36 protein-coding genes are annotated in these 20599 nt (G+C 64.2%); 23 read left to right on the forward strand and 13 right to left on the reverse strand.

What is annotated here, in order from left to right:
* Window positions 1-134: 134 nt before the first annotated feature.
* The 12 genes from ACFOMP_RS02780 to ACFOMP_RS02835 form a co-directional block, all read right to left on the reverse strand.
* Entirely contained in the window at window positions 135-374 is a 240-nt protein-coding gene (locus tag ACFOMP_RS02780) for a hypothetical protein (protein WP_028712070.1), read from the reverse strand.
* The gene (locus ACFOMP_RS02785) at window positions 371-703 is read right to left on the reverse strand and encodes a hypothetical protein (RefSeq protein ID WP_379027794.1); all 333 of its coding nucleotides are present in this window, start codon (window positions 701-703) and stop codon (window positions 371-373) included. Before ACFOMP_RS02785 ends, ACFOMP_RS02780 begins: the two co-directional genes overlap by 4 nt.
* On the reverse strand, window positions 696-1337 hold the full coding sequence (locus ACFOMP_RS02790) for a hypothetical protein (protein WP_379027795.1): 642 nt from the start codon (window positions 1335-1337) through the stop codon (window positions 696-698). The genes ACFOMP_RS02785 and ACFOMP_RS02790 overlap by 8 nt, the downstream gene beginning before the upstream one ends.
* Window positions 1337-1684, reverse strand: a complete 348-nt coding sequence (locus ACFOMP_RS02795) for a hypothetical protein (RefSeq protein ID WP_379027796.1) — start codon at window positions 1682-1684, stop codon at window positions 1337-1339. Before ACFOMP_RS02795 ends, ACFOMP_RS02790 begins: the two co-directional genes overlap by 1 nt.
* A 59-nt stretch (window positions 1685-1743) precedes the next feature.
* Complete coding sequence (locus ACFOMP_RS02800) at window positions 1744-2730, reverse strand: DUF2303 family protein (RefSeq protein ID WP_379027797.1); 987 nt, start codon at window positions 2728-2730, stop codon at window positions 1744-1746.
* A gap of 10 nt (window positions 2731-2740) precedes the next feature.
* Window positions 2741-3112 (reverse strand): hypothetical protein, encoded by a 372-nt coding sequence (locus tag ACFOMP_RS02805; RefSeq protein ID WP_017999900.1) that lies wholly within the window; start codon window positions 3110-3112, stop codon window positions 2741-2743.
* 3 nt (window positions 3113-3115) lie between these two features.
* Window positions 3116-3316 (reverse strand): hypothetical protein, encoded by a 201-nt coding sequence (locus ACFOMP_RS02810; protein ID WP_289896201.1) that lies wholly within the window; start codon window positions 3314-3316, stop codon window positions 3116-3118.
* Between the two features lie 62 nt (window positions 3317-3378).
* Window positions 3379-3654 (reverse strand): hypothetical protein, encoded by a 276-nt coding sequence (locus tag ACFOMP_RS02815; protein ID WP_379027798.1) that lies wholly within the window; start codon window positions 3652-3654, stop codon window positions 3379-3381.
* Entirely contained in the window at window positions 3651-3974 is a 324-nt protein-coding gene (locus tag ACFOMP_RS02820; RefSeq protein ID WP_379027799.1) for a DUF6948 domain-containing protein, read from the reverse strand. The genes ACFOMP_RS02815 and ACFOMP_RS02820 overlap by 4 nt, the downstream gene beginning before the upstream one ends.
* A 150-nt stretch (window positions 3975-4124) precedes the next feature.
* Entirely contained in the window at window positions 4125-4319 is a 195-nt protein-coding gene (locus tag ACFOMP_RS02825; RefSeq protein ID WP_379027800.1) for a hypothetical protein, read from the reverse strand.
* A complete protein-coding gene (locus tag ACFOMP_RS02830) occupies window positions 4316-4495 on the reverse strand; it encodes a hypothetical protein (RefSeq protein WP_379027801.1) in 180 nt (59 codons plus the stop codon). The genes ACFOMP_RS02825 and ACFOMP_RS02830 overlap by 4 nt, the downstream gene beginning before the upstream one ends.
* Window positions 4495-4845, reverse strand: coding sequence for a hypothetical protein (locus ACFOMP_RS02835; protein WP_379027802.1), 351 nt, complete (start codon window positions 4843-4845; stop codon window positions 4495-4497). The genes ACFOMP_RS02830 and ACFOMP_RS02835 overlap by 1 nt, the downstream gene beginning before the upstream one ends.
* 279 nt (window positions 4846-5124) lie before the next feature.
* On the opposite strand from ACFOMP_RS02835, the gene ACFOMP_RS02840 reads away from it, so the two are divergent.
* The 21 genes from ACFOMP_RS02840 (at window position 5125) to ACFOMP_RS02940 (ending at window position 19343) form a co-directional block, all read left to right on the forward strand.
* Window positions 5125-5475, forward strand: a complete 351-nt coding sequence (locus ACFOMP_RS02840; protein ID WP_379027803.1) for a DUF2513 domain-containing protein — start codon at window positions 5125-5127, stop codon at window positions 5473-5475.
* A 921-nt stretch (window positions 5476-6396) separates the two neighbouring features.
* Window positions 6397-6666, forward strand: coding sequence for a hypothetical protein (locus ACFOMP_RS02845; protein WP_289896194.1), 270 nt, complete (start codon window positions 6397-6399; stop codon window positions 6664-6666).
* Window positions 6667-6814: 148 nt separating this feature from the next.
* Entirely contained in the window at window positions 6815-7237 is a 423-nt protein-coding gene (locus tag ACFOMP_RS02850; RefSeq protein ID WP_379027804.1) for a hypothetical protein, read from the forward strand.
* Window positions 7234-7737, forward strand: coding sequence for a hypothetical protein (locus ACFOMP_RS02855; protein ID WP_379027805.1), 504 nt, complete (start codon window positions 7234-7236; stop codon window positions 7735-7737). Before ACFOMP_RS02850 ends, ACFOMP_RS02855 begins: the two co-directional genes overlap by 4 nt.
* Window positions 7734-7952 carry a hypothetical protein gene (locus ACFOMP_RS02860; protein WP_379027806.1) on the forward strand — a complete coding sequence of 73 codons (219 nt, stop codon included), beginning with the start codon at window positions 7734-7736 and terminating at the stop codon, window positions 7950-7952. The genes ACFOMP_RS02855 and ACFOMP_RS02860 overlap by 4 nt, the downstream gene beginning before the upstream one ends.
* Window positions 7949-8638, forward strand: a complete 690-nt coding sequence (locus tag ACFOMP_RS02865; RefSeq protein ID WP_019352341.1) for a hypothetical protein — start codon at window positions 7949-7951, stop codon at window positions 8636-8638. Before ACFOMP_RS02860 ends, ACFOMP_RS02865 begins: the two co-directional genes overlap by 4 nt.
* Window positions 8635-8817 (forward strand): hypothetical protein, encoded by a 183-nt coding sequence (locus ACFOMP_RS02870; protein ID WP_019352342.1) that lies wholly within the window; start codon window positions 8635-8637, stop codon window positions 8815-8817. The genes ACFOMP_RS02865 and ACFOMP_RS02870 overlap by 4 nt, the downstream gene beginning before the upstream one ends.
* Window positions 8814-9086, forward strand: coding sequence for a DUF6378 domain-containing protein (locus ACFOMP_RS02875; RefSeq protein ID WP_379027807.1), 273 nt, complete (start codon window positions 8814-8816; stop codon window positions 9084-9086). The genes ACFOMP_RS02870 and ACFOMP_RS02875 overlap by 4 nt, the downstream gene beginning before the upstream one ends.
* A complete protein-coding gene (locus ACFOMP_RS02880; RefSeq protein WP_379027808.1) occupies window positions 9083-9721 on the forward strand; it encodes a hypothetical protein in 639 nt (212 codons plus the stop codon). The genes ACFOMP_RS02875 and ACFOMP_RS02880 overlap by 4 nt, the downstream gene beginning before the upstream one ends.
* Window positions 9722-9885: 164 nt before the next feature.
* Window positions 9886-10455 (forward strand): hypothetical protein, encoded by a 570-nt coding sequence (locus tag ACFOMP_RS02885; RefSeq protein WP_379027809.1) that lies wholly within the window; start codon window positions 9886-9888, stop codon window positions 10453-10455.
* The gene (locus ACFOMP_RS02890) at window positions 10455-11198 is read left to right on the forward strand and encodes a hypothetical protein (protein WP_379027810.1); all 744 of its coding nucleotides are present in this window, start codon (window positions 10455-10457) and stop codon (window positions 11196-11198) included. Before ACFOMP_RS02885 ends, ACFOMP_RS02890 begins: the two co-directional genes overlap by 1 nt.
* 178 nt (window positions 11199-11376) lie before the next feature.
* Complete coding sequence (locus tag ACFOMP_RS02895) at window positions 11377-11727, forward strand: HNH endonuclease (RefSeq protein ID WP_379027811.1); 351 nt, start codon at window positions 11377-11379, stop codon at window positions 11725-11727.
* Between the two features lie 343 nt (window positions 11728-12070).
* On the forward strand, window positions 12071-12553 hold the full coding sequence (locus ACFOMP_RS02900) for a hypothetical protein (protein ID WP_379027812.1): 483 nt from the start codon (window positions 12071-12073) through the stop codon (window positions 12551-12553).
* On the forward strand, window positions 12540-14246 hold the full coding sequence (locus ACFOMP_RS02905; protein WP_379027813.1) for a terminase large subunit domain-containing protein: 1707 nt from the start codon (window positions 12540-12542) through the stop codon (window positions 14244-14246). The genes ACFOMP_RS02900 and ACFOMP_RS02905 overlap by 14 nt, the downstream gene beginning before the upstream one ends.
* Before the next feature lies 1 nt (window position 14247).
* A complete protein-coding gene (locus ACFOMP_RS02910; protein ID WP_379027814.1) occupies window positions 14248-15489 on the forward strand; it encodes a phage portal protein in 1242 nt (413 codons plus the stop codon).
* Between the two features lie 2 nt (window positions 15490-15491).
* A complete protein-coding gene (locus ACFOMP_RS02915; protein WP_379027815.1) occupies window positions 15492-16367 on the forward strand; it encodes a head maturation protease, ClpP-related in 876 nt (291 codons plus the stop codon).
* A gap of 1 nt (window position 16368) precedes the next feature.
* Complete coding sequence (locus ACFOMP_RS02920) at window positions 16369-17583, forward strand: phage major capsid protein (protein ID WP_379027816.1); 1215 nt, start codon at window positions 16369-16371, stop codon at window positions 17581-17583.
* Between the two features lie 62 nt (window positions 17584-17645).
* Window positions 17646-18269 (forward strand): hypothetical protein, encoded by a 624-nt coding sequence (locus tag ACFOMP_RS02925; protein WP_379027817.1) that lies wholly within the window; start codon window positions 17646-17648, stop codon window positions 18267-18269.
* On the forward strand, window positions 18266-18631 hold the full coding sequence (locus ACFOMP_RS02930; RefSeq protein ID WP_379027818.1) for a head-tail connector protein: 366 nt from the start codon (window positions 18266-18268) through the stop codon (window positions 18629-18631). The genes ACFOMP_RS02925 and ACFOMP_RS02930 overlap by 4 nt, the downstream gene beginning before the upstream one ends.
* On the forward strand, window positions 18631-18963 hold the full coding sequence (locus ACFOMP_RS02935; RefSeq protein WP_379027819.1) for a phage head closure protein: 333 nt from the start codon (window positions 18631-18633) through the stop codon (window positions 18961-18963). Before ACFOMP_RS02930 ends, ACFOMP_RS02935 begins: the two co-directional genes overlap by 1 nt.
* Window positions 18960-19343, forward strand: a complete 384-nt coding sequence (locus tag ACFOMP_RS02940) for a DUF3168 domain-containing protein (RefSeq protein WP_379027820.1) — start codon at window positions 18960-18962, stop codon at window positions 19341-19343. Before ACFOMP_RS02935 ends, ACFOMP_RS02940 begins: the two co-directional genes overlap by 4 nt.
* A 12-nt stretch (window positions 19344-19355) precedes the next feature.
* Here ACFOMP_RS02940 and ACFOMP_RS02945 read toward each other — a convergent pair whose 3' ends face one another.
* Window positions 19356-19919, reverse strand: a complete 564-nt coding sequence (locus ACFOMP_RS02945; RefSeq protein WP_379027821.1) for a hypothetical protein — start codon at window positions 19917-19919, stop codon at window positions 19356-19358.
* Here ACFOMP_RS02945 and ACFOMP_RS02950 point away from each other — a divergent pair.
* Both ACFOMP_RS02950 and ACFOMP_RS02955 read left to right on the forward strand, forming a co-directional pair.
* A complete protein-coding gene (locus tag ACFOMP_RS02950) occupies window positions 19911-20357 on the forward strand; it encodes an HK97 gp10 family phage protein (protein WP_379027822.1) in 447 nt (148 codons plus the stop codon). The genes ACFOMP_RS02945 and ACFOMP_RS02950 overlap by 9 nt on opposite strands.
* The gene (locus ACFOMP_RS02955; RefSeq protein WP_379027823.1) at window positions 20350-20547 is read left to right on the forward strand and encodes a hypothetical protein; all 198 of its coding nucleotides are present in this window, start codon (window positions 20350-20352) and stop codon (window positions 20545-20547) included. The genes ACFOMP_RS02950 and ACFOMP_RS02955 overlap by 8 nt, the downstream gene beginning before the upstream one ends.
* The last annotated feature ends 52 nt before the right edge of the window (window positions 20548-20599 follow it).

Raw genomic sequence — 20599 nt, forward strand, 5'->3', positions numbered from 1 at the left:
TTTGAAATTCGAGAGCGAGACATCCTGCCGCATGAAGCGGGCGCAGAACAGGGTATAGGCTTCCGCCCGCGGCAGTTCCTTGTGCGCCTCGATCCAGGCCAGCTCCTCGGGTTCGTAGACAATGGCGCGCCCCTTCATGGCTCGCTTGCTCCGATTTTAGGCAGCATCGGCAGGATGCCTTGGCCATGTTCGGCAAACAGCTTCGCCGCCTTCAGCTGCAGATCAGCATTGCCGACGATGCGATCGGCGACGGAAACGATCGCATCCGCGCGCTTCGCCTCCTGTTCGATCTGCTCGGGTGTCAAGGACTCGTCGGCCAAGCGTTCCAACTGGGCGAACAAGTGGTTGTTCAGATCTCCGAGCTTGTTTTTCATGACGTGACTCCTTCGATGGCGGCCAGCTTGCGCTCGGCGGCGGCTATCCAATTGCGGAAGGCCTGTTGCAGGCCCGCCGTTCCGCTCGAGCTGAAGCCGTGCATGCGGATGGTGTTGGTCCACGCCTTGTCGTGGATCCGGGCGCCGTAGGTGGCGCGCAGATGGTCGGCGAGGGCCTCGGCGGCTGCGCGGTGCTGTCGATGCTGCTCCGCCCAGTTGGCGGCGTTGCTGTCGATCGAGGGCAGGGCATCCAGGCGCTGGCGCAGGTCGGCTATAGTCTCGCGGATCTGGTGCGGATCGGTGGGCTGCTTGATCCAGCGATCAGCCATCGGTCCGGCCCTCCGATTGCGCCCGCAAGGCGGGATCGAGCGGGTCGAGACCCTTTTCGGCCCGCCATGCTTCGAAGCAATGATCGCCGTCCAGGATCATGCGCATCGCCATGACCGCGACCTGCACGGCCTCCTTATGCACCCGGTCTGCGCTTTCCTCGAAGGTGGCAGTCGCCAGCTCGCCGACCTCTTCGACCAGCGCCGCAAAGGTCACGTTCTTGCCGGGAAATTTTGTGCGGGCGCGGGTAAGCTCGGCGAGGATTTCATCGGCTAGGAGTTCCTCGCGAGTTGCCAGGCGCACGTCCACCTGCCCCTCGGGCTGCGGGGCGTCGGGCGCAGGGGTCAGGGCGGCGAGACCAGCCCGCGCGCATGCGATCCGGTCAGCAACCCATCCCGGCTCATCCTCGGTGCCGATGGACCAAGGATCCGGCTCGCCTCGCTGGGCGGCGTCCTCGCGATCATAGGCGCGGGCCAGCGCCTCAAAGGCTGCATCATCCGCGCCGGGTTGCGGGGAGGCCCGGCCGGCCACGATCCGACGCGCCAGTGCCCCAGCATCGTCGGCACGTTCTTTAGCCCACTGGTCGATGATGGCGTCAGTGATATCCGGGCGGGGGTGATGGCTCGTCGCGCCCATCAGAACTGCACCCCTGTCACGGGCTCGGCGCCGCCTTCCAGCCGGTCCAATCGCTCGATCTCAGCGATGATCAGTGCGGCCGACTTGACCAGATCGCGGCGCGGCGTTGTCGGCTTCCACCAGATATTCTGCCAAGGCCAAGTCTTGCTGTAGGGCAGCTCGACCACGCAATTTGCAGCGGCCAGGGCGTAAGTCGCGCCAGCCGCTGCCAGCTCACCGTCGGTATGCTCGTCGTCATGATCGCGCGACCAGCCCTCGGCCGTGATCTGGCGCTGGCGCTCGGCCAGCACATCACCCCACGCCTTTGGGGCATTGACCATGGTCAGCGTTTTGTGTGGTTTGCTCATGATGCCTTCCTTCTGATCCCTCGGGATGGCGGCGCGAGCCGCGCCGCGCACCGGAAGGGTCAATCCGCGCCGATCTCCGGCCGGCCCATCATCAGGGGCACGCCGGTTTCGCCCTGGGCGTAGTGCATCGCCTCCCGGGCCGCATCGCGCAGCGCCGCATCGGGGTTGTAGATCGAGGCGATGAACTTCACGTCCTGGCCGGCCTTGCGATAGCGGAAGCGCACGGCGAGACGGTAAAGCGCGCCTTCCTCGAAAACCGGGATCGCGATCATGAAGAGGTTCGGCAGGGTCAGCGGGCTTCCGTCCGGGCTGCGATGCTCGGTCAAGAACTGCACCTGCGCCTCACCAGTGTCCCGGTTGGTCTTTACCTCGATGTGCCCGACCTCGTGGATCTTCAACTCGCGCGACAGCAGGTTGATCGCGGCATACTGACCGAACCGCCCCTGGATCTTGGCGGCAATGTCGATCATCCGCTGTTCCCAGTCCTCGATCTGGTCGCCAGGCTTGCCCAGAAGGGCCGGGGTGGGGTCGAGGAAGTCGCTGGCCTGGGCCTCGATGAATTCGCCGAACACGTCCTTGTCGAGGGCCTTGCCGTCAATCGCGCGCCAGCGCTTCCATTCTTCGGAGACAGGGAAATCATAAACCGCGCGGTGCCGGCGGCCATAGTTCGCGGCCGGGTCGCCGGCTTCCGGCGCAACCACCGGGGCGCCCTGGCCGTGGTAGTCGATCACCGAAATCAGCTTGGGCGCAGGATGGATCTGGCCGAACAGTGCGGTATCCGCGCCCTTGAAGCGATTGGTCCAGCTGATCAGGCTGTCAAGATCGGCCAGCACCGCCTTGCCGGTGCGCTGGAGCGGTTTCAGCGCCTCGACCACGGCGCGGTGCTTGGCCGTCAGATCCTCGACGCGCAGGCCTTCGGGCACGGCGACCAAGAAGGGCGCCTCGGGCTCGTCTGCCGTCGGCATGCTGATGGGCTGGATTTCGCCCAAGCGCGGCATCTCGGCCAGCAGCGTCTCGGCAATGTTCTTCGGGGTCTCGGTGGTCATGGGCTGTCCTTTACTCAGCGGCGCGCAACTCGCGCTTGCCGTTGCCGGCATCGCGGATTTCCATGCGGGACTGCGCGGGGTTGTGGGTGGTGATGCCGCCATCGCCGGTCATCCATGCGACGGCCTTGCGCTTCGGCGCTTTAGGGCCGACGATCTTGTCATCCATCGTCATCTGGGTTGCGCCGAAAGGATCGACGGCAACGTCGATGGTGATCGTGATCTTGCCCTTGGCCGTGGTCGCATACTGCTGCGCAAAGCTGCGCATCTCGACGTTGTTCGCCTCGATCCGCGACAGCAGGTCGGGCAGGTAGTCGCCAGCGTCGGCCAGCGACAGCATTTGGTCGAGGCTGCGCATCTGGGGGGCAGAGGTGGGGATTTCCATGCCTCAGGCCTCCTCATCCTGCTCGATCCGCGCACGGACGAAGCAATCCTTGGCCTCGACCAGCTTGCGCATGCCGGCGGTCTTCTCGGCGCCCTCGGCGAGCGCGCCGTCCATCTCCTGCGCCAGCGTGTCGATGGGTTTCACCACCGCCTGCAGGTGCGGCGGCAGGTGATCGTGGCGGAGCCATTTCAAAAGCCGGTTCATGGGCTTCTCCTGATGATGAGGTTGGAAGAACGGCCCGGCGCGCGCCGGGCCGCGGGCATGCGCTATTCCCAGAAACCGCCGTAGCCGTAGCCGTTGCCGTCGCCGTAGCCGTTGCCGTTGCCGTCGCCGTTGCCGTTGCCGTAGCCGTTGCTGTGAGTGGCCCGGTCCAGGTATTCCTGCTCGTCTTCCTTGAGCAGCTTCCTGATCTCGCTTGCTCTCATCGCAGCCGGGATTGGCACTCGCTTGGCGATGCGGATCAGGGCGGCATAAGCGCCCGACACGCAGGCGCCCTCCCTGATGACATCGTCGATGGTGAGCAACGGATCGTCATCGATCACGCTGCCGTCCATTTGATCCAGGCCTCCGGGCTGATGTCGAACACGGCGGTGATGTCGTGCAGCACCGGGATATCGGCGGGCGCGCTGATCCGGCTGCCCGAGTTCGGGCCCGCCTGGCACAGTTCCATGAGGCCGCGCTTGGTGTTCCAGTAGATCGCCATGCGGGCCTCTTTCAGCGCCATGGTCGGTGCGGCCAGATCCTGATCGGCCTGCACCAGCCCAGCGAATACGCCGCGGTGCTTGGTGGTGACCAGGATGGGGCGCATCCCGGATGCGGCGTCTTGGGCCGCGGCAAGAATGGCAGGGGCTGCGGGGTTCATTGGAAACGTCCTCTTGCTCAATGCCCGGAACCGCCGGGCGCGGTGTGAAAGGAAAGATGCTGGCCGCTTCCCGAGGGAGGTCCGAGAAAGGAAGCGGCCAGCCAGTGAGGGTGCGACAAGCGATCAACGGCACCCAACCCGGGCGAGAGGCTAAGCCTCCCGCTCATTCGGCGGCCGCGTGGTGGCGGCCAGAAGCTTGCGGATATCGAAGGCCAGGGGCGTGTTGCCGATGGCCGGAACCTCGGCCAGCACCCGCTGGAGCAGCTCCGCCGCGCGCAGGTAATCCGCCATCATCACCGGCATGCCGCCGGCGAAATCGCGCGAGAGGATATCGGGATCGCTCATGTGACCTCCTGAGCGCCCTTCGGGCCGAACTCGGCGTGCAGCGCGGAAATGATCGCCGCGCTCACCCGCCCGGCCGATGCGGTGTTCAGGTTCTCGATCGCAATCCGCGCAATCGTCAGGCCGGTGAGCCGATCAACGATTTCTCCGCCGCGCACTTCGAAGAACCGGGGCTTCATCACAGCCCCTCCGAGATCGCGACCCAGCCAGCCTCCCGCGCCTGGGCGGCAGTGGGCGACAGGAAGTCCAGCATGTCCTGCGCATCCACGGCGCCGACCACCCACCCGAGGCCAAGTCCGATCAGCACCAGAACAACGACGCCCAACCAGATGAACAGGGCGGCCCAGGCGACGGGCCGGCGGTCCTCGTCGTCGAAGATCGACCGCGCGAGATCATCGGTGGGGCAAAAATCGTGGACCGGCACGCGCGGGCGGCGGTGGGCATCGCGCAGCGCGATCTCCTCGGCCTCGGCCTCGGCCGAGGCCAGGCGCGCGGTCGCGGCGACAAAGGCCTGTTCGTTCCCATGCATGGCTGCTTCTCCCGTCGGCGGGGTGCCGATGGGTTGCATAAATACACGCAGTTGCGTGCATTGCAATTGAAAACACGCAACTGCGTGCATATCGGTATAGCGGACCCGATTCGCCACGGCTATGCTGCCGGCAGGGCGGGCGCGGCGCTCACCCTGCCGGCGCCGGCTGTGGCGCATGAAAAAACCCGCCATAGGGCGAGCTGAGGCTGGAACATGAAGTCTTGCGAATCCCTGATCCGCGACCCGATGCTGGGGCGACTGCTGGCAAGGGGTGCGGGAATGAAGCGCGATCTGGATTACATGCGGCAATTGCTCGCGGAGTTAGAGGCATCGGAGCAATGGCAACATGAAATCGGTCTGTCCGACGACGAAGATGATCTCGACGAAAAGCGGGACTATCACGTCATTCTGCTGCGCGATGAGGGGCTTCTGGAGCGCATTCAGCCGGGCATCTACCGGATGACTGCCAAGGGCCACGACTTCCTAGATCACACCAGGGACGACACGATCTGGAGTAAATCAAAAGAAACCGTATCGACCCTGAAGGACCATAGCATCAGCATGCTGATGAGCGTGGCCGAGGGCTATGTTCGCGCCAAGCTACGCGAGATCACGGGATTGGACCTTTAGACCGCGCCGGGCTGTGACACGTGAAAAAGCCCGCACGAGGCAGGCTTGTCTGTTAGTTGGCCGGGGTATCTTCTGGGTTGTAGGGTCGGCGGAAAGTTGCCTAAAGTTCTTGGAATGTTCTTGCGAGTCGGAGGGGTGATGGAGGTTCCAATCGCAATTGCTCTTGATCTGTGGTCTAAGCTTGATCCCGTTCGTCAACGCATTGTCCTTGACCATCTTCGTGCTGGGTTTGCATCTCGCGGCCTAACTTCGCCAGTAGATCAAGGGTTGTCTGGCGCAGATCCTCGGGCGCAGCCGCAAGGTAGTTGAGATATGCGATAGTTTGAGCGTTTGCTCGGACCCCAGTATAGACGTAGATGGCGGCCTCTTGGCCCAACTCGTCTAAGATCGCGGCCAATTTCTGTTGGACGGGCGAGGATCCGCGACTGAAGGTTTGCTCCAGGTAGTTGGGGCCAAGCCCCGCGGCTATGCTCAGCGCGCGCAGGCTACGTCCATCTTCGCTTATTGCGGCCCGAAGGCGCTGCACCCATCCATCTTTCATAGCTATTTAGCTATCACCGCTGTGCAACCGATGCTTGCACGCAGTTGCGGGTATTGAATTACACGCAACTGCGTGTATATGTCGGCTATGGACCGTTCGCTTCTCACCGAGATTGACAGTTTTATCGCCGAAACCGGTCTTTCCGAGCACCGCGTTGGCGTGCTTCTTGCGGCCAACGGACGGCTCTTACCTCGTTTGCGGAAGGGGGGGCGCGTCTGGCCGGATACGGAGCAGAAAATTCGCGACGCGTTGCATGCGGAGCGCGCAAGGCGCTGTCCCTCCGAGGACGCGGCATGAGCCTTCATTCTCATTCCGCGCCCTCTTTCCGTTCTGGTGATCGTCCTTCTGCACGGGGACACAACAGCACAGGATTATCTGAAATGTCTTTCCGAAAATGCGGTGGCGAGGAGGCCGAGCGCGCCTGGTTCGCCGGCCTTCTGTGGCGCGCGTTCCCGGAGGCGCGGTCGGAGAACGAGCTGGCAGAGATCGCGGCCAGCGTGCTGACTTCGGACAGCCGGCCGGTGACGTCGCGCACGGTGCGCAACTGGCTGCGCCGCGAGAACGCCCCGCATTTTCGCTATGTGCTGAAGGTCATCGCCCTGGTCGGTGCCGAGGCGGTGTTCCAGGTCATCGATCCGGAGGTGCAGTAATGCGGATCTGGTGGCGCATCGCCCAGCGATATTACGAGGCCCGCCGCCGGCGGGCTCTGCGGCTGGCGGGAGAGTCCGCCGCCGCGGCCGATCGGTTCACAGCGCAATCGGAAAAGTTTTTCCACAAGATCAAGGGGGCACGGAAGCAATGACCGATACGGTTCTCAAGGCGCCCAAGCATCTGCACGGGCCCCTGCCCAGCAATGTCTCCCCCTCGCTGCTTGTTGAGCGTGACGACTGGGCCTTGGCAAGGCTTGGCGAGGGTCGCTCCTACCGGATGGTTGCCGCGGCGCTCGGGATCTCGGCGAACGGGGTATATCTGGCGGTCCGTAGGGCGCGCGAACGGAAAATGGCGCATGAGCGGCGGCAAGCGGAAAACGAGAGCGGGCGCGCGGCTCCGCCCTGCTTGCGTAAATTCCAGGTCACCCTCGACAGTCCGAAATCGGGGCTGGTCAGCCATGTGATCCGGGCCGTCGATGCGAAGGCGGCGGGCGTGCGCGGGTTGCGATCCTATCCCGAGGGCACGACCCTCGTCGGCGTGAGGGCGATAGCATCGGAGGATGCCGCATGAGCCCGCCGCGCAAGATCGAAATCCCCGGATACGGCAGCGCCCGCGAGGCGGCCGAAGCTCTGGGCGTGACGGTTCAGACCGTCCACAAGCACATGCGCGTTCATGGCGATCTGTCGCGGCTCGAAAAGCCGGCGCCCGATCCCATCGCCATGCCGGACGGCAGCACCGCCGCGAGTTATACGGACGCGGCGGTTCGGCTGGGCGTGAGCGAGGGCTGCATCCGGCATCACATGCACCGGCACGGCCATCTGCGCTTCGTGGGCCGTGATCGCCGGGTCCGGACCATGGAAGGCGACGGGGCGAAGCAGCGCGTCAGGCTGGAGGAGGTGCCGGGGGTCGAGGTCGATCTTGCCGATCCGCGCCCGGAAACCGCGCCCCGTGGTGGGCTGGTGGTTTCCGGGCCGCGCGCGGCCGGGCGTCGTGTCGATGTCGAGGCGGTGATCGAGACCATTCGGCAGTGCCGGGATGAGGTCCTGGCCGAGCGCGAGGCGGCGGCATGACGCGAGATCAACGTGACCTCTTCGGCTCCATGGTTAACCTCTGGGAGGAGGCTTTGGCGCATGAGGGCAGGCCGGAAGATGCGATCGCATTGCTGGCCGATGCCTGCGCCTATGGGCTGAACGAGGGTGATTTCGATCCTCGACCAATAGTCGATCGCCTCCATGCGTCATTCTCCTCGCTGCATCGCGCAAAGCATGTGGGGGTGCGGCAATGACCGCGCCTTCTGCCAAGCCGCTTTCCGGCCAGAACCGCAGTTCCGCCGTCATGCAGCAGCGCACCGAGCCTCACGACAGTCTCGACGATTTCCCGACGCCGCCCTGGGCGACGCGGGCGCTGTGCGAGTGGATCAGGGACCGCAGTCTGCCGCCCATCCATTGCCTGTCGTGCCGCGAGCCGGCGGCGAACCGCGGGCATATGGTCAAGCCGTTGCGCGAGTATTTCGACGTCGTGTTCGGCAGCGACATCCACGACTACGGCGCCGGCTTTCCGATCCGCGACTTTATAGGAATGGAGTGCCCGCAACCCGTTGATTGGACCATCACCAATCCGCCGTTCCGGTTGGCCGAGCAGTTCATCCAGCGCGCCCTGGCGACCTCGCGTCGCGGCGTCGCGATGATCGTGCGCTCTGCCTTCCTGGAAGGCGTCGGGCGCTACCGCGACCTGTTCAGCGCCTTCCCGCCCAGCGACATCCTGCAATTCACGGAACGTGTGGTGATGCACAAGGGCCGGCTTTCGGCCAAGGGCAGCACCGCCACCGCCTATTGCTGGATCGTCTGGCGCAAGAAGGTCCAGGGCAACGGCACCCGGTTTCACTGGCTGGCGCCCTGCCGCAAGCATCTGGAGCGGGATGGGGATTATCCGGCGGGGCCTGCCGAGATGGTTGAGGGGACGTTGCTGTGAGAAGCCATCGCAACCGTCACGAAAACGCATTCCGTGCCGGCGCCCGAGAGGGCATCCGCGACTTTCTCGCGGACCTGCTGGCGCTGACACCGCCGGCTGCACACGCGGATCTCAAGCGGCTTGCCGCCAACGTCGCGGCCCGGCCGAAATATCAACGGATCGAGAAGGACCAGACGTGACCCGTGCTGAAATCTGCGCGGAAGCCGCGCGCATCACCACGCAGGACCGCAATGCCACCCATGGCCGGCCGGAAGACACGTTCGGCATGATCGCCCGGGTCTGGGGTGCGCGGCTGGGGCTGGAACTGACTCCGGCGCAGGTCTGCATCCTGCTTGCCGACCTGAAAACCTGCTGTGCCTGGGCAAATCCCGGCCATCTCGACAACTGGGTCGATCTGGCGGGCTACGCGGCCTGCGGCGGCGAGATCGCGGCGGGGGAAGCGGTATGAGATCCTTGCAGGCCGTGCCGGCGGGCGAGATCGACGAATATCCGCTCTCGGTCGAGGATCGGCTCGACAGCCATTACTTCATGGCATGGGAGCGCCGGCGCTGGCTGAACAGCGACATGCGGCTGCGCGGCACACCCGAGTGCCGGGCCTTGTTCTTTGACCTGATCAACATCGCATACGACCAGGCGCCGGTCGGCACCCTGCCAAACGACCCCGATTTGCTGGCCCGGCTGCTCATGGTCGATCCCACGCATTTCCAGCAGCTCTGCCGGCTGGAATATGGTCCGCTGCACAAGTGGTATATGGTCAGGTGCGGCGGCGAGATCAGGCTCGCGCATCCGATGGTCCTGCGGTCGCTGCAGGACGCCATCGCCCGGCGCGAGGACAACCGGGCCAAGAACGAGGCCGCCAACGCCGCCAAGCGCCTTCAGCGGCTGCGCATCACGGTCTCGGGTTATCACAAGGAACTGGCCGCCAATGACGCGGCTGTCCGCTGGATCGATGAGTGGCTGCAGAAGGAAGGCTGCGAATATCGGTCCGCATCATGGCTTGAGCGCGCGATCAGCGCCTGGGCCGACCACTCTTTCATGTTGGCTGGAAAAGGCGGCGCCAGGGGCGTCTCCAGATTGTCCTGAACTGTCCGGAGGACAGTTTCAGACAGTCTCGGACAATCTCGGACTGTCCTGCACGACAGGGACATAGACAGAGACATGAAAAGGAAAAGACAAAGGCCAATCCCGGACACTGAACCGGTGCGGCTTGTGGATAAGTCAGCAGGCTGGAGAAAAGAGGTGTTGGGATGAACGGCGAGGAACAGGCCCAAGGCGAAAAGCGGGTGATGCGGCTTCTGGTCGAGCCGCTGAAGAAAAGAGGGCTGGCGAAGCCGACGACGCTGACCGTTGCAGGCTTTGACGAAATGATCAGGGATATGTGCGCCCGGTTGGCCTATATGTCGGAGGCCAGCCTTATGGCGCTGGAAGAGCAGGTCGCCGCGAACCCGGGCGGAAAGGATCGCGACCGCTTTCCGATCTCCAACCTGATTCTGTCTTGGGCGGCGGACATCCAGCCGCCGGGCGACGGTGCATCGCCCTTGATCAGGGCGGTCTTTGCTCATGCCTGCGGGCAAACGGCGCTGGCCGAGGGCTGGGCGCCCGAACTCCTGGCCGAGTTGCGCAAGACGCGGCGTTGGCCGGGCGGGTGGACGCTCAAGACCATTCGCGAGGGCGCAGGCCCCGCTCTGCGACGGTTGCACGATCTGGATGCGCGCTTGGCGCGCGAGGGCGAGATTGGACCGGCAGACCGGGACTGGCGGGATCAGCGCCTGGCTGCGATCCGGCGGTGCTGGGAAATCGCGGAAGGGCAGGCGTGATGACGGTGTTCAACAGCAAGGCAGGGGCGGCGCGCCGCCTGACCGAGCAAGAGCGGCTGGCCGCGATCATCGCCCGGGCGACGCCCGTCGAGGGCTGCGGTCCGCTGATCCCGGTCGCGCCGGCGCGCGGGCCTCAGGTGGCGTTTGTTCCCCATGTCGTCATGCCGGACGAAAAGGCTGCGGACGGATACAAGGTCGAGCGCACCGGCTGGCGCGGGTTCAGCGCCGCGCGTGCGGCCGACGTCTTCGATGTGCTGGAGCGGATCGCTGCGAAGCGGAAGGACAAGGACGGGAACCCTGGCGGGTCGCCGTTCAGCAAGGGGCAGGTCAATGTTGCCCGGCTCTATCGCGATCTGGTCGAGCGTCACGACGCCGGCGGTATGCGTTGCGCCAGCCTGGAGGCACGGCGCGGCTCTGGACCATCAGGCGGGGGCGAGTTCATGGATGCCTTCATCGCCGAGGGTGAGCAGATCGCCCTGATGCGGCGTCGGATCGGCCATGGCGTCGCCATGGCGGTGCGGCGGGTTCGACCGTCGAAGCGTGGCGGGCCCGATGCTCGGCCGATCCTTGACCGCGCTTTGGTCGATGCGATCTGCCTGGAAGGTTGCTCGTTCAGAGCCGTTCTGGAGCGTCATGGATGGGCGCCGTCCGGTCAAAACACAAGGGCTGTGATGGTGGCGCTGGCGGCAATCCTGGACCGCATGCAGGGCTGCGGACTGGGCGCACATCACAAACCCTCTTGACGTCTTATATCTCACGGCCCTATCAATATTGTCATCATCACGAATTGCGCCCGCAGGGAACATGTCCCGAGCGGGCGTTGTCATTTCCGGGATACCCGAGCGCGCCTGCCGACATGCGCGATCAGCAGGGCCAGCTGCATCGGCAGGGTGGCTGGCCCGCCATATCAGCGAGGCGATCATGGGCAGGCTCAAGCAGCTGGCGCCGCGCGTCGGCTCGTTGTCGGCGCGGGTGTCGTCTATCGGTGCCGGGGCGGATCGGCTCAAGCGGCGCGACCAGATGGTGCCGTGGCGCAAGTGGTACAAGACGGCGGAATGGCAGCGGCTCCGCTGGGACTGTCTGGTCTCCGCGCTGTTCACCTGCGCCAGATGCGGTCTCATTGGTGAGAGCCGTGACCTGGTGGCTGACCATGTTCGCCCGCATCGCGGCGACCGTGACCTGTTCTTCGATCCAGGCAACCTGCAATGCCTTTGCGCGACCTGCCACAACCGGGACAAGCAGCGCGAGGAGCGGTCTTGCCGCCCGTCGTAACGCCGCCAGTTCCGGGCGCATCGCCGCCGATGGTGAGGTTGCCACCCTGTGCCTGGTGCGGATCGCCTGCGACAGGGCCGCGCTGCCCGGGCTGCGGTGCCCCGACCCCTTGGGGTGTGCGGCCGCCCGGCAAGTGACCTCGAAATCCGCGCGGATCGCCGCGCCGCCCACGAAAATCCGGCGGGTCAGGTCGATCCGACCTCGAAATTGGCCCGATCCGGTCGAAAATGCCTCGAAATCGGGCAGATCGACCCCTCGGACCCCCAAGCAGGGGGGTGGGTCGAAAGTCAGGGGGTCAATCCGGCCCGGACCCGCGCCCCCCTCATTTGGAGATTTTTTTCTGATGGCAGAGGTTTTCGACCTGTTCGGAAACCCCGTTGACGCGGGGTCCGGCAAGCCCGGCCGTCCCCGTAAGGTGGCGACGCTGGAAGATCGTAACAAAGTCAACATGTTGCTGGCTGTGGGCTGGTCCAATGAACGGATCGCCGCCGTTCTCCGCATGTCGCTTCCGACATTTCGGCGGCTTTTTTTTCAGGAGCTGAAGATCCGCCCCATCGCGCGCGACATGCTGGACGCGCGCCGGCTCGAGCTGGCCCTTGCCGCCGCCCAGGCTGGCAACGTCGGCGCCATGCGCCAAGTGGATCGCCTGTTGGATCGGTTCGACCAGATGGAGGCAGAACGCTCCTATGCGTCCCGGCCGAAAGATCAGCCCGAGCCGAAAGAGAAGCTGGGAAAGAAGGTTCTGGACGAGGTGCTGGCGCTGGACGCCGACGCGGCACTGATGCTGGAACTGGACCAGGAGACCATGGGCAATGTCCGCCACTGAGGCGCTGCCGCGCTTCGCCTGCCCTGACTGGTGGGAGAAGCTGCAGGCCGGCGAAGTGCCGATTGCCGAGGTTCCCGTCAACGAGGCGAAGGCGGCACGGGTGCTGGCGTTCTTCAACCGGCTGCGGCTGCCCGACGTGCCGGGCAATCCGCCGATGTCGGAAGCCTGCGGCGACTGGTTCAAGACCATCCTGGTGGTGTTTTTTGCCAGCGAGGATCCGGACACGCATCGCGAGCTCGTCTGGGAACTGCTGTGCATGGTCCCGAAGAAGAACTCGAAATCGACCTATGTCGCGGCGCTCGGGCTGACGGCGCTCTATATGGAGGAGGCGCCGAACCGGCAGATGCTGCTGGTGGGTCCGAGCCAGAACATCTCCGAACGGTGCTTCGACCAGGCGCAGGGGATGATCAACCTCGACGACAAGCTGAAGCTGATCTTCAAGGTGCAGGAGCACCTAAAGACGATCACCCGGCGCAAGACGGGCACGGCGCTGGACGTCAAGACCTTCGACACCCAGATCGTCACCGGGGAAATCCCGGTGCTCACCATCATCGACGAGCTGCACGAGCTGGGAAAGAAGGCGAAGGCGGCGAAGGTGATGCAGCAGATCCGCGGCGGCGGCATCACCAAGGTTCGCGGCAAGGTGCTGATGATCACCACCCAGTCGGACGAGATGCCGACAGGCATCTGGAAATCGGAGTTGAAGAAGGCCCGGGCGATCCGCGACGGCAAGGGTGGCCCGGCGCCTATCATGTTGCCGGTGCTCTACGAGTTCCCGGAAGAGCACCAGCGCAACGAGAAATACTGGCGTGACCGGGAAAACTGGCACCTGGTGCTGCCGAACCTCGGCCTGTCGATCGACGAGCAGGCGCTCGAGGACGATTACGAGAACAACGGCAAGGTCTCGAAAGAGGCCGAGCAGATCTGGGCCAGCCAGCATCTGAACATCGAGATCGGTGTCGGCCTAGGCGGCGATGCCTGGTCCGGTGCGGTGCATTGGGAATCGGCCGCTGCCGACTGGATCACGCTCGACCGGCTGCTGGACGAAAGCGACGTCTGCACCATTGGCGCGGACTGGGGCGGTGCCGACGATCTGGCGGCGCTGGCCGTTCTCGGTCGCCGGTCGCGCGACAAGGTCTGGCTGCTCTGGGTTCGCGCCTGGGCGCGCGAGACAGTGTTCAAGGCCCGGCCCCAGATCGCCGATGCGTTGCGCGGGTTCGAAGAAGACGGCGACCTCCGGGTTGCGGCCACGCCGGAGCAACAGGCGATCGAAGCGGCCGAGATCTGTGACCGCGTGCGGCAGGCAGGCCGCTTGCCCGAGGCAGGCGGCATCGGCCTCGACGCCGCCGGAATTGCGCTTCTGCTCGATGCGCTGGAGGAAATGGGGATGGTTTCGCCGCTGGTTCAGGCTGTCCAGCAGGGCTGGAAGCTCCAGACCGCGGTTTCGACGGTGCCGCTCAAGCTGGAATCGCGGCGCATGCTGCACGCCGACCAGCCGATCATGAACTGGGCGGTCGGCAACGCCAAACAGGAGCTCAAGGGGAGCAATTACATGGTGACGAAGCAGGCTTCCGGCTCCGCCAAGATCGATCCCCTGATGGCGGCCTTCGATGCGGCGATGCTGATGTTCAGCAACCCGCAGGCCGCGCCGCCGATCGGCGATTTTCTGGCCAACCCGATCATGGTGATCTGACATGGACATGCCCAGGGGCATCATTGACAGGTTCGGTCGCCCCATGGCCGCGCTGTCGGATCTGACCAAGGATCAGCGCCTGACGCTGCAGGGCGGCGATCTGGGCTATTACGTCGCCAGCAACGGCTCGGGAAAGGTCGTCACGCTCTCTGCCGCCATGACGATTTCGGCGGTATGGGCCTGCATCGCGCGGAGCGCGCAGGCCATGGCCTCGCTGCCGTTGGACCTGTATCGCAAGACGGCGAGCGGCCGGCAGGCCCAATCCGGCGCGTTGGCCGACCTGATCAGCCTGTCGCCGAACGAGGATCAGACCCCGGTCGAATTCTGGGAGGGCATGTTCTCGTGGATGCTGACGACGGGCAATGCCTATGCGGAGATCTTCTGGATCAATGGCCGGGCGGCCTCGCTGACGCCGATCCCCTCGACCCATGTGACGCCGATCCGGAACAAGGTGACGAACCAGCTGTCCTATGAGGTATTGGAACTGGGCAGTTCGCGCCGGCGTGTCGTTCAGCGGCAGGACATGTTCCATCTTCGCGGCTGGGGTTTCGGCGGCGACGAAGGTCTGTCGCCGATCCGCTGGGGCACGCAATCCCTCGGCGCGGCTATGGCGGCCGATGAGGCTTCGGCCAAGATGTTCGGCTCGGGCATGCAGGCCTCGGGCGTCCTGAAGACGAACCAGCGTATCACGCCGGAACAGCGCCCGCAGTTGCAGGCGATGATGAGCGAATATGCCGGATCGACCAAGGCCGGCAAGTTGATGATCCTCGAAGCCGGCATGGAGTTCGAGCAGCTGACGCTGAACCCGGACGATGCCCAGATGCTGGAAACCCGGCGCTTCTCCATCGAGGAGGTTTGCCGCTGGTTCGGCGTGCCGCCGATCGTCATCGGCCATTCCGCCGAAGGCCAGACGATGTGGGGCACGGGGGTCGAGCAGATCTTCCTGTCCTGGATGCAGCTGGGGATCAACCCGGTGCTGAAAAAGGTCGAGCAGCGGATCCGCAAGCAGCTGATCCCGGTTCGCGATCAGCGCGACCTCTATGCCGAGTTCAACCGCGAGGCCATGCTCCAGATGGACAGCAAGGCCAAGGCCGAATTCATCCGCGCTATGGTGACCATGGGTGTCATGAAGCCGGATGAGGCGCGGGACAAGCTCAACATCGAGCGTGAGGGCGGCGCGGCGGACCTGCTGTGGATGCAGGGCGCCATGAAGCCCGTGGACGTGATTCTCAAAGGGAAGTGACGATGGCCAAGAACCATATGCCGGTCGCGCATTTCGGTGTGCGGCCAGAGAACGTGCGAGCTGAGTGCGCCCCAAAGCCCGCCTTCGAGAAGTGGCAGCCCGAGCTTCGCGGCGCCCGCTCGGAGGCCGCGAACACGGAGGAAGGCCCGTTCGTCATCGATATGATGGACGTGATTGGCGAGACGTGGGACGGCTACGGTGTCACTGCGCGCCGTGTCGGAGCGCTTCTGCGCTCGGCGGCAGGCAGGCCGATCATCGCGAACATCAACAGTCCGGGCGGCGACGTTTTCGAGGGTCTGGCGATCTATAACATGCTCCGCACGTACGAGGGCGACGTTACCGTTCGCATTCTCGGCCTCGCTGCCTCGGCCGCTTCGGTCATCGCCATGGCGGGCGACCGGGTAGAAATTGCCCGCGCCGGGTTCCTCATGATCCACAACACGTGGGTGTTCGCTGTCGGTGATCGTCACGATCTAACCACGGTGGCGGGCCAGCTCGGCGCATTCGACGAGGTGCTGGCCGATCTCTATGCGGTTCGCACGGGGATCGAAGCGGCTGAAATCGGTCAGCGGATGGATCGCGAGTTCTGGGTATCCGGCAAATCGGCCGTAGATCAGGGCTTCGCCGATGACCTGTTGGATGCTGACCAAATCACGATTTCCAATTCACTCGCGGTTGACGGTCCGAAAATCCAGTATCTGCGGCAGACCGAGGGTGCGCTTGCGCTCTATGGGATGTCTCGGTCGGAACGCCGCAGCTGCTTGAAAAACCTTACCGCCAAGCCGCGCGCTGGCGATGACGACATGCCGGGCGCTGTCGAGACGATGGCCAACCTGACCGGGTGGGCCAAATCCCTATCGGCCAAAATGGAGAACTGACATGGCCTTCGACATGGAACAGGCGTTCGGCGAGTTCAAAGCCGAATTCGACAAGGTCACCGGCAGCATCAACAAGAGCGCCCAGGCGGCGCTGGACGAGGCCAAGCGCCTCGGCGGGCTGACCGAAGAAACCAAGGCCAGCGTGGATAAGGCGCTGGCGGAGCAGGGCGAGCTCAAGGGCCGCCTGGACGAGATGCAGGCTTCGGCCCGCGAGCTCGAGCAGCGCGTGGCCAACGGCGTCCGTGGTGGCGCCGGGACCGCGAAGTCCCTCGGCCAGATGGTTATGGACGAGGCAACCGACAAGATCCGGGCCCTCGCGAAGAGCGGGGTGCAGGGCGATCAATCGCTCGGCGTCTTCAACGCGATCACTTCGCTGCCGGGTTCCGGTGGCGTTCTGCTGCCCGAGCGTCGGGAAAGCGAGATCATCGCCGAACCCGACAAGAAGCTGGTGGTGAAGGACCTGGTGACGGTGGGTCAGACCGACCAGCCGCTGCTGAAGTTCTTCCGCGAGGTCGCGCGCACCGGCGCGGCGGGCATCGTGCCCGACGACGGCGTCACCGTGAAACCGCTGATCGACAAGACTTGGGTGTCGGAATCGGAGGAGGTTCGCACCATCGCGGGCCGGATGGAAATCCACAAGCACATGCTGGACGACATCCCCGCGCTGCGCACCGACATCGACACCACGCTGACCTATGAGGTCAACAAGGTGGAGAACGCCCAGATCCTCGCGGGGGATGGCACCGGCGAGAACATGTCGGGCCTGATCACCAACGCCACCGCCTACGGCCAGACCGCCCGGGAACCGGCCGGTGCGACCATCCTGGACCGCCTTCGCCTGGCCATCCTGCAGGTTGCCGCCGCCGGCTATGTCGTCGACGCCAACGTGCTGAATATCTGGGACTGGGCCGCTGCCGAGATGCTGAAGGACACGACCGGCCGGTACATCTTCGGCAACCCCTTCGACGGCACCGCGACGCCGCGTCTCTGGGGCCGCCGCATCGTCGACACCGAGGACATGCCCGAGGGAGATTTCCTGACCGGCGCGTTCAAGATGGCCGCGACCTACTACGAGCGCCAGGGGATCGAGATCCTGCTGTCGTCGGAGAACCGCGACAACTTCGACAAGAACATGCTGACGGTTCGGGGCGAGAAGCGCGGTGTCGTCGCGGTCAAGCGCCCCTTGGCGCTCTGCTACTACACCCCGACCCCCTGATGATCCCGCCGGGCGCGGCGCTGGTTGCGCCCGGTTCAACCCCGAACAGAAGGAATTCGGACATGCCGAAATTGAAAGCGCTCCGCGGCGCGATCGGGATCTATGGTCGGGTCAAGGCCAATGGGATCGTCGAAGTCGAAGACAAGGACGTCGAGAAGCTGCTCAAGACCAAGCGCTTCGTCCGGGCCACGGAAGCCGACATCGCCGCGGCGGAGAAGGCGCAGCAGGAATTCCTGGCGGTGAACATGACCGGGGCCGCGCCCGGGTTCGCGCCGGTGGCCACGCCCAAGCCGACCGACCGCCTGCAGGCCATGATCGATGGCGGTTCCATCAGCAAGGAAAAGGCCCAGGAGCTGGTCGCCCTGCAGATCGAGCTTTCCGATGACGAGGTGAAGGCGGCGCTTCAGCGCTGGATGGATGAGAGCCGCGCCGCGCTTATGGCCGTTCAGACCGAGGTGTCGGCCCGCGAGGAGGAACTCACCACCCGGGAGGAAGCCCATGCAGAAGCCGTTGCTGCCCATGAGGTCGAGGTTCAGCGCCTGGCAGAGCTGGCGGCCGATCTCGACAAGCGCGAGAAGGCGATTGCCGAAGCCGTCACCGCGAAAGCTTCGGCGCCTGATGATCAGGGCACTGCCGATGCGGCGGCCGAGGTCAAGGACGCGCCGAAGGGCAAGGCCGCGAAATGATCGTTCCGCTGGCCGATCTGAAGGCGCATCTGCGCGTCGATCACGATGCCGAGGATTGGCTGATCGCCAATATCGGCCTGGCGGCGGAGCTGCGGGTGCGCAACTGGATCGGCCGGCCGATCTATGCCGCAACCGAAGACCTGCCCCCGGCGACCGATCCCCGATACAGCCGATATCAGATGGTTGCCGACCAGGCGATCATCGTTGCCATCATGCAGATGGCAGATCGCATGTATCAGCAGCGCAGCGGCGAAGGTGACAGCTCCGGTGATGCGGTACCGCCCTGGACGGTGCGCGATCTTCTTTCCGGGTATCGGGTGTTCTTTCCGGTTCCGGATCAGGCTCAGCAGGGGGCGCCGTGATGGACACGGGGCAGTTGACCAAACGTGCCATGCTGCTTGAGCCGGTAGAGGCAACTGATGCTGACGGCCAGGTCGTCCAGTCCTGGGATGATCGCGGTACGGTCTGGTGCAACTGGAAGCCGCGGCGCGGCGGCGAGGGCGTGATGCAAGCACGGATCGAGAGCCGCAACCCGGCGATCATCACGGTTCGCGCTTCGACGCTGACCCGCCGCATCACCAGCGAATGGCGGGTGCGGATCGACGGGCGCGATTTCGATGTGCAGGAAGATCCGACCGAGACGCCGGATCGGTCGTTCCTGGAGTTTCTAGCGATGACGAAGGGCGCGAAATGAGAGCCGGCCGCATCCTTCGTCAGATCGTCCGGGCACGCATCCTCGACCAGGTGTCCGGCCTGACTGGCGTCTATGACCGCGCGACAGAGAGTTCGGCCTATCCCTATGCCACGCTGGGCGCCACCTATTGGACCGACGACAGCGTGGAATGCATCGAGGCGCGCGAGATCACGCTGCAAATCGACCTGTGGCATAGCCAGTCGAACAAGGGCGTCTGCGAGGATCTGACCGACGACATTGCTGCGGCCCTGCAAGGCTGGGCGGACGAGACGGCGCTGACCATGCATCCGCTGCATGTTTCGCTGGTCCGGATCATGGACGACCCCGATGGTGTCTCGGTGCACGGCGTGGTGCAGGTCGAGGCGATGGTGGAGGGATAGTCCTATCCCGGCTTATTCCGGCAAGCCTTGGGAGGTAAAATGATCAAAACACAGCTTCGTGGTGATAGCTTGAAAACGATCCTCACGATATTTTTGATTACACGCATCGGCCAGTGCTTGGTAGGCAGACATAGCTCGCTCGGCCTTTTGTTCGGCGGCCATCCGTTGGATTTCCTCAATCTGTCGGGCTCGCGCAGCGTCCTCTTTTGCCTTTTCTGCTTCTCGGAGTTTGCGATCAGCCTCTTTTCTCTCTGACTCCATTTTCTCCCTATCAAGGGTTGTTTTCAGGTTGGCGTATTCTTCTCGGGTAAGGAACCGACTGAGGTCTGCGTAGTATATATAGTCCTTCCCATCGAACTTTTTCAGGCATTGGATACCGTTCTTGATGTCCTGCTTGTTCACTGCTGTATAAGTTCGCAGGAGTGACTTTGCATGACGTTCCGCACTTTTAATTCTTCCGTCGGCGTACGCTTTCAAACACCACTCGGCTGGATTGCCGAGGGCGGGGGTAGAAAGAATAAGCAGTGATACGGTGAATAAATGTCGCATAGTTCCTCGGAGGCTGTCATGGCTCAACTTAACCCCCGGATCATCGCAAAGCTCAAGCGAATTCCTGACGTAGCCGTCGATGCTGCGCGCCTTGCGATGGAGGAGGGCGCCGAGGAAGTCTGCGAATACATCCGCAATCTGGTCCGTTCGACCTTCAGGCAGCAGTCCGGCGACATGATCCGGTCGATCGGCTGGACCTGGGGGGAGTTGCCCCCCGGCACCTTTATGATCGACGAGATTCGCAGCGGAAAGAACAAGGGCGACCAGTACGCCACCTTGCGGATCAGGATCTATGCCGGCGCCGGGGATGGCTTCTATTTCCGGTTCCATGAATTCGGAACCAAGGACGGCCTTCCGGCCCGGCCGACCTTTTATCCGGGCTGGAAGGCGAAGCGGGCCGAGTTCCGCAAGAAGATCCGTGACCGCGTCCGGGCGGCAATCAGGGAGGAGTGGCGCCGTGGCTAAGGCAATCTTCACGCGCGAGTTTCATTATACCAGCATGACGCGCAACGCAGGCTGGTCCGCCTATCCCAGGGATGAGCCGCAATATTACCCGCGAGAGTTCGTCGATGCGGCGGTCAAGGCAGGCTGCGCGAAAGAGTCTCCGCCTTCGGTTCGCAAGGGCCGGGCAAAACCGGCCGCCGAGGCCGATTAATCGGGCGCGACATCGGGCCCTTCAAACCGACCATGCCGCCCTGGGGCGGCAT

This window comes from Paracoccus simplex (genome assembly GCF_042648325.1).
Taxonomy (GTDB): Bacteria; Pseudomonadota; Alphaproteobacteria; order Rhodobacterales; family Rhodobacteraceae; genus Paracoccus; species Paracoccus simplex.

Coding starts and splice junctions, on each gene's coding strand:
- ACFOMP_RS02830 (WP_379027801.1), bottom strand. CDS start 4,495: ATGAAGCCCCGGTTCTTCGAAGTGCGCGGCGGAGAAATCGTTGATCGG.
- ACFOMP_RS02865 (WP_019352341.1), top strand. CDS start 7,949: ATGACCGCGCCTTCTGCCAAGCCGCTTTCCGGCCAGAACCGCAGTTCC.
- ACFOMP_RS02900 (WP_379027812.1), top strand. CDS start 12,071: ATGGCAGAGGTTTTCGACCTGTTCGGAAACCCCGTTGACGCGGGGTCC.
- ACFOMP_RS02835 (WP_379027802.1), bottom strand. CDS start 4,845: ATGCATGGGAACGAACAGGCCTTTGTCGCCGCGACCGCGCGCCTGGCC.
- ACFOMP_RS02910 (WP_379027814.1), top strand. CDS start 14,248: ATGGACATGCCCAGGGGCATCATTGACAGGTTCGGTCGCCCCATGGCC.
- ACFOMP_RS02805 (WP_017999900.1), bottom strand. CDS start 3,112: ATGGAAATCCCCACCTCTGCCCCCCAGATGCGCAGCCTCGACCAAATG.
- ACFOMP_RS02880 (WP_379027808.1), top strand. CDS start 9,083: ATGAGATCCTTGCAGGCCGTGCCGGCGGGCGAGATCGACGAATATCCG.
- ACFOMP_RS02925 (WP_379027817.1), top strand. CDS start 17,646: ATGCCGAAATTGAAAGCGCTCCGCGGCGCGATCGGGATCTATGGTCGG.
- ACFOMP_RS02940 (WP_379027820.1), top strand. CDS start 18,960: ATGAGAGCCGGCCGCATCCTTCGTCAGATCGTCCGGGCACGCATCCTC.
- ACFOMP_RS02905 (WP_379027813.1), top strand. CDS start 12,540: ATGTCCGCCACTGAGGCGCTGCCGCGCTTCGCCTGCCCTGACTGGTGG.
- ACFOMP_RS02855 (WP_379027805.1), top strand. CDS start 7,234: ATGAGCCCGCCGCGCAAGATCGAAATCCCCGGATACGGCAGCGCCCGC.
- ACFOMP_RS02820 (WP_379027799.1), bottom strand. CDS start 3,974: ATGAACCCCGCAGCCCCTGCCATTCTTGCCGCGGCCCAAGACGCCGCA.
- ACFOMP_RS02950 (WP_379027822.1), top strand. CDS start 19,911: ATGGCTCAACTTAACCCCCGGATCATCGCAAAGCTCAAGCGAATTCCT.
- ACFOMP_RS02885 (WP_379027809.1), top strand. CDS start 9,886: ATGAACGGCGAGGAACAGGCCCAAGGCGAAAAGCGGGTGATGCGGCTT.
- ACFOMP_RS02930 (WP_379027818.1), top strand. CDS start 18,266: ATGATCGTTCCGCTGGCCGATCTGAAGGCGCATCTGCGCGTCGATCAC.
- ACFOMP_RS02850 (WP_379027804.1), top strand. CDS start 6,815: ATGACCGATACGGTTCTCAAGGCGCCCAAGCATCTGCACGGGCCCCTG.
- ACFOMP_RS02785 (WP_379027794.1), bottom strand. CDS start 703: ATGGCTGATCGCTGGATCAAGCAGCCCACCGATCCGCACCAGATCCGC.
- ACFOMP_RS02790 (WP_379027795.1), bottom strand. CDS start 1,337: ATGGGCGCGACGAGCCATCACCCCCGCCCGGATATCACTGACGCCATC.
- ACFOMP_RS02935 (WP_379027819.1), top strand. CDS start 18,631: ATGGACACGGGGCAGTTGACCAAACGTGCCATGCTGCTTGAGCCGGTA.
- ACFOMP_RS02840 (WP_379027803.1), top strand. CDS start 5,125: ATGAAGCGCGATCTGGATTACATGCGGCAATTGCTCGCGGAGTTAGAG.
- ACFOMP_RS02895 (WP_379027811.1), top strand. CDS start 11,377: ATGGGCAGGCTCAAGCAGCTGGCGCCGCGCGTCGGCTCGTTGTCGGCG.
- ACFOMP_RS02800 (WP_379027797.1), bottom strand. CDS start 2,730: ATGACCACCGAGACCCCGAAGAACATTGCCGAGACGCTGCTGGCCGAG.
- ACFOMP_RS02810 (WP_289896201.1), bottom strand. CDS start 3,316: ATGAACCGGCTTTTGAAATGGCTCCGCCACGATCACCTGCCGCCGCAC.
- ACFOMP_RS02920 (WP_379027816.1), top strand. CDS start 16,369: ATGGCCTTCGACATGGAACAGGCGTTCGGCGAGTTCAAAGCCGAATTC.
- ACFOMP_RS02845 (WP_289896194.1), top strand. CDS start 6,397: ATGTCTTTCCGAAAATGCGGTGGCGAGGAGGCCGAGCGCGCCTGGTTC.
- ACFOMP_RS02860 (WP_379027806.1), top strand. CDS start 7,734: ATGACGCGAGATCAACGTGACCTCTTCGGCTCCATGGTTAACCTCTGG.
- ACFOMP_RS02890 (WP_379027810.1), top strand. CDS start 10,455: ATGACGGTGTTCAACAGCAAGGCAGGGGCGGCGCGCCGCCTGACCGAG.
- ACFOMP_RS02780 (WP_028712070.1), bottom strand. CDS start 374: ATGAAAAACAAGCTCGGAGATCTGAACAACCACTTGTTCGCCCAGTTG.
- ACFOMP_RS02795 (WP_379027796.1), bottom strand. CDS start 1,684: ATGAGCAAACCACACAAAACGCTGACCATGGTCAATGCCCCAAAGGCG.
- ACFOMP_RS02825 (WP_379027800.1), bottom strand. CDS start 4,319: ATGAGCGATCCCGATATCCTCTCGCGCGATTTCGCCGGCGGCATGCCG.
- ACFOMP_RS02915 (WP_379027815.1), top strand. CDS start 15,492: ATGGCCAAGAACCATATGCCGGTCGCGCATTTCGGTGTGCGGCCAGAG.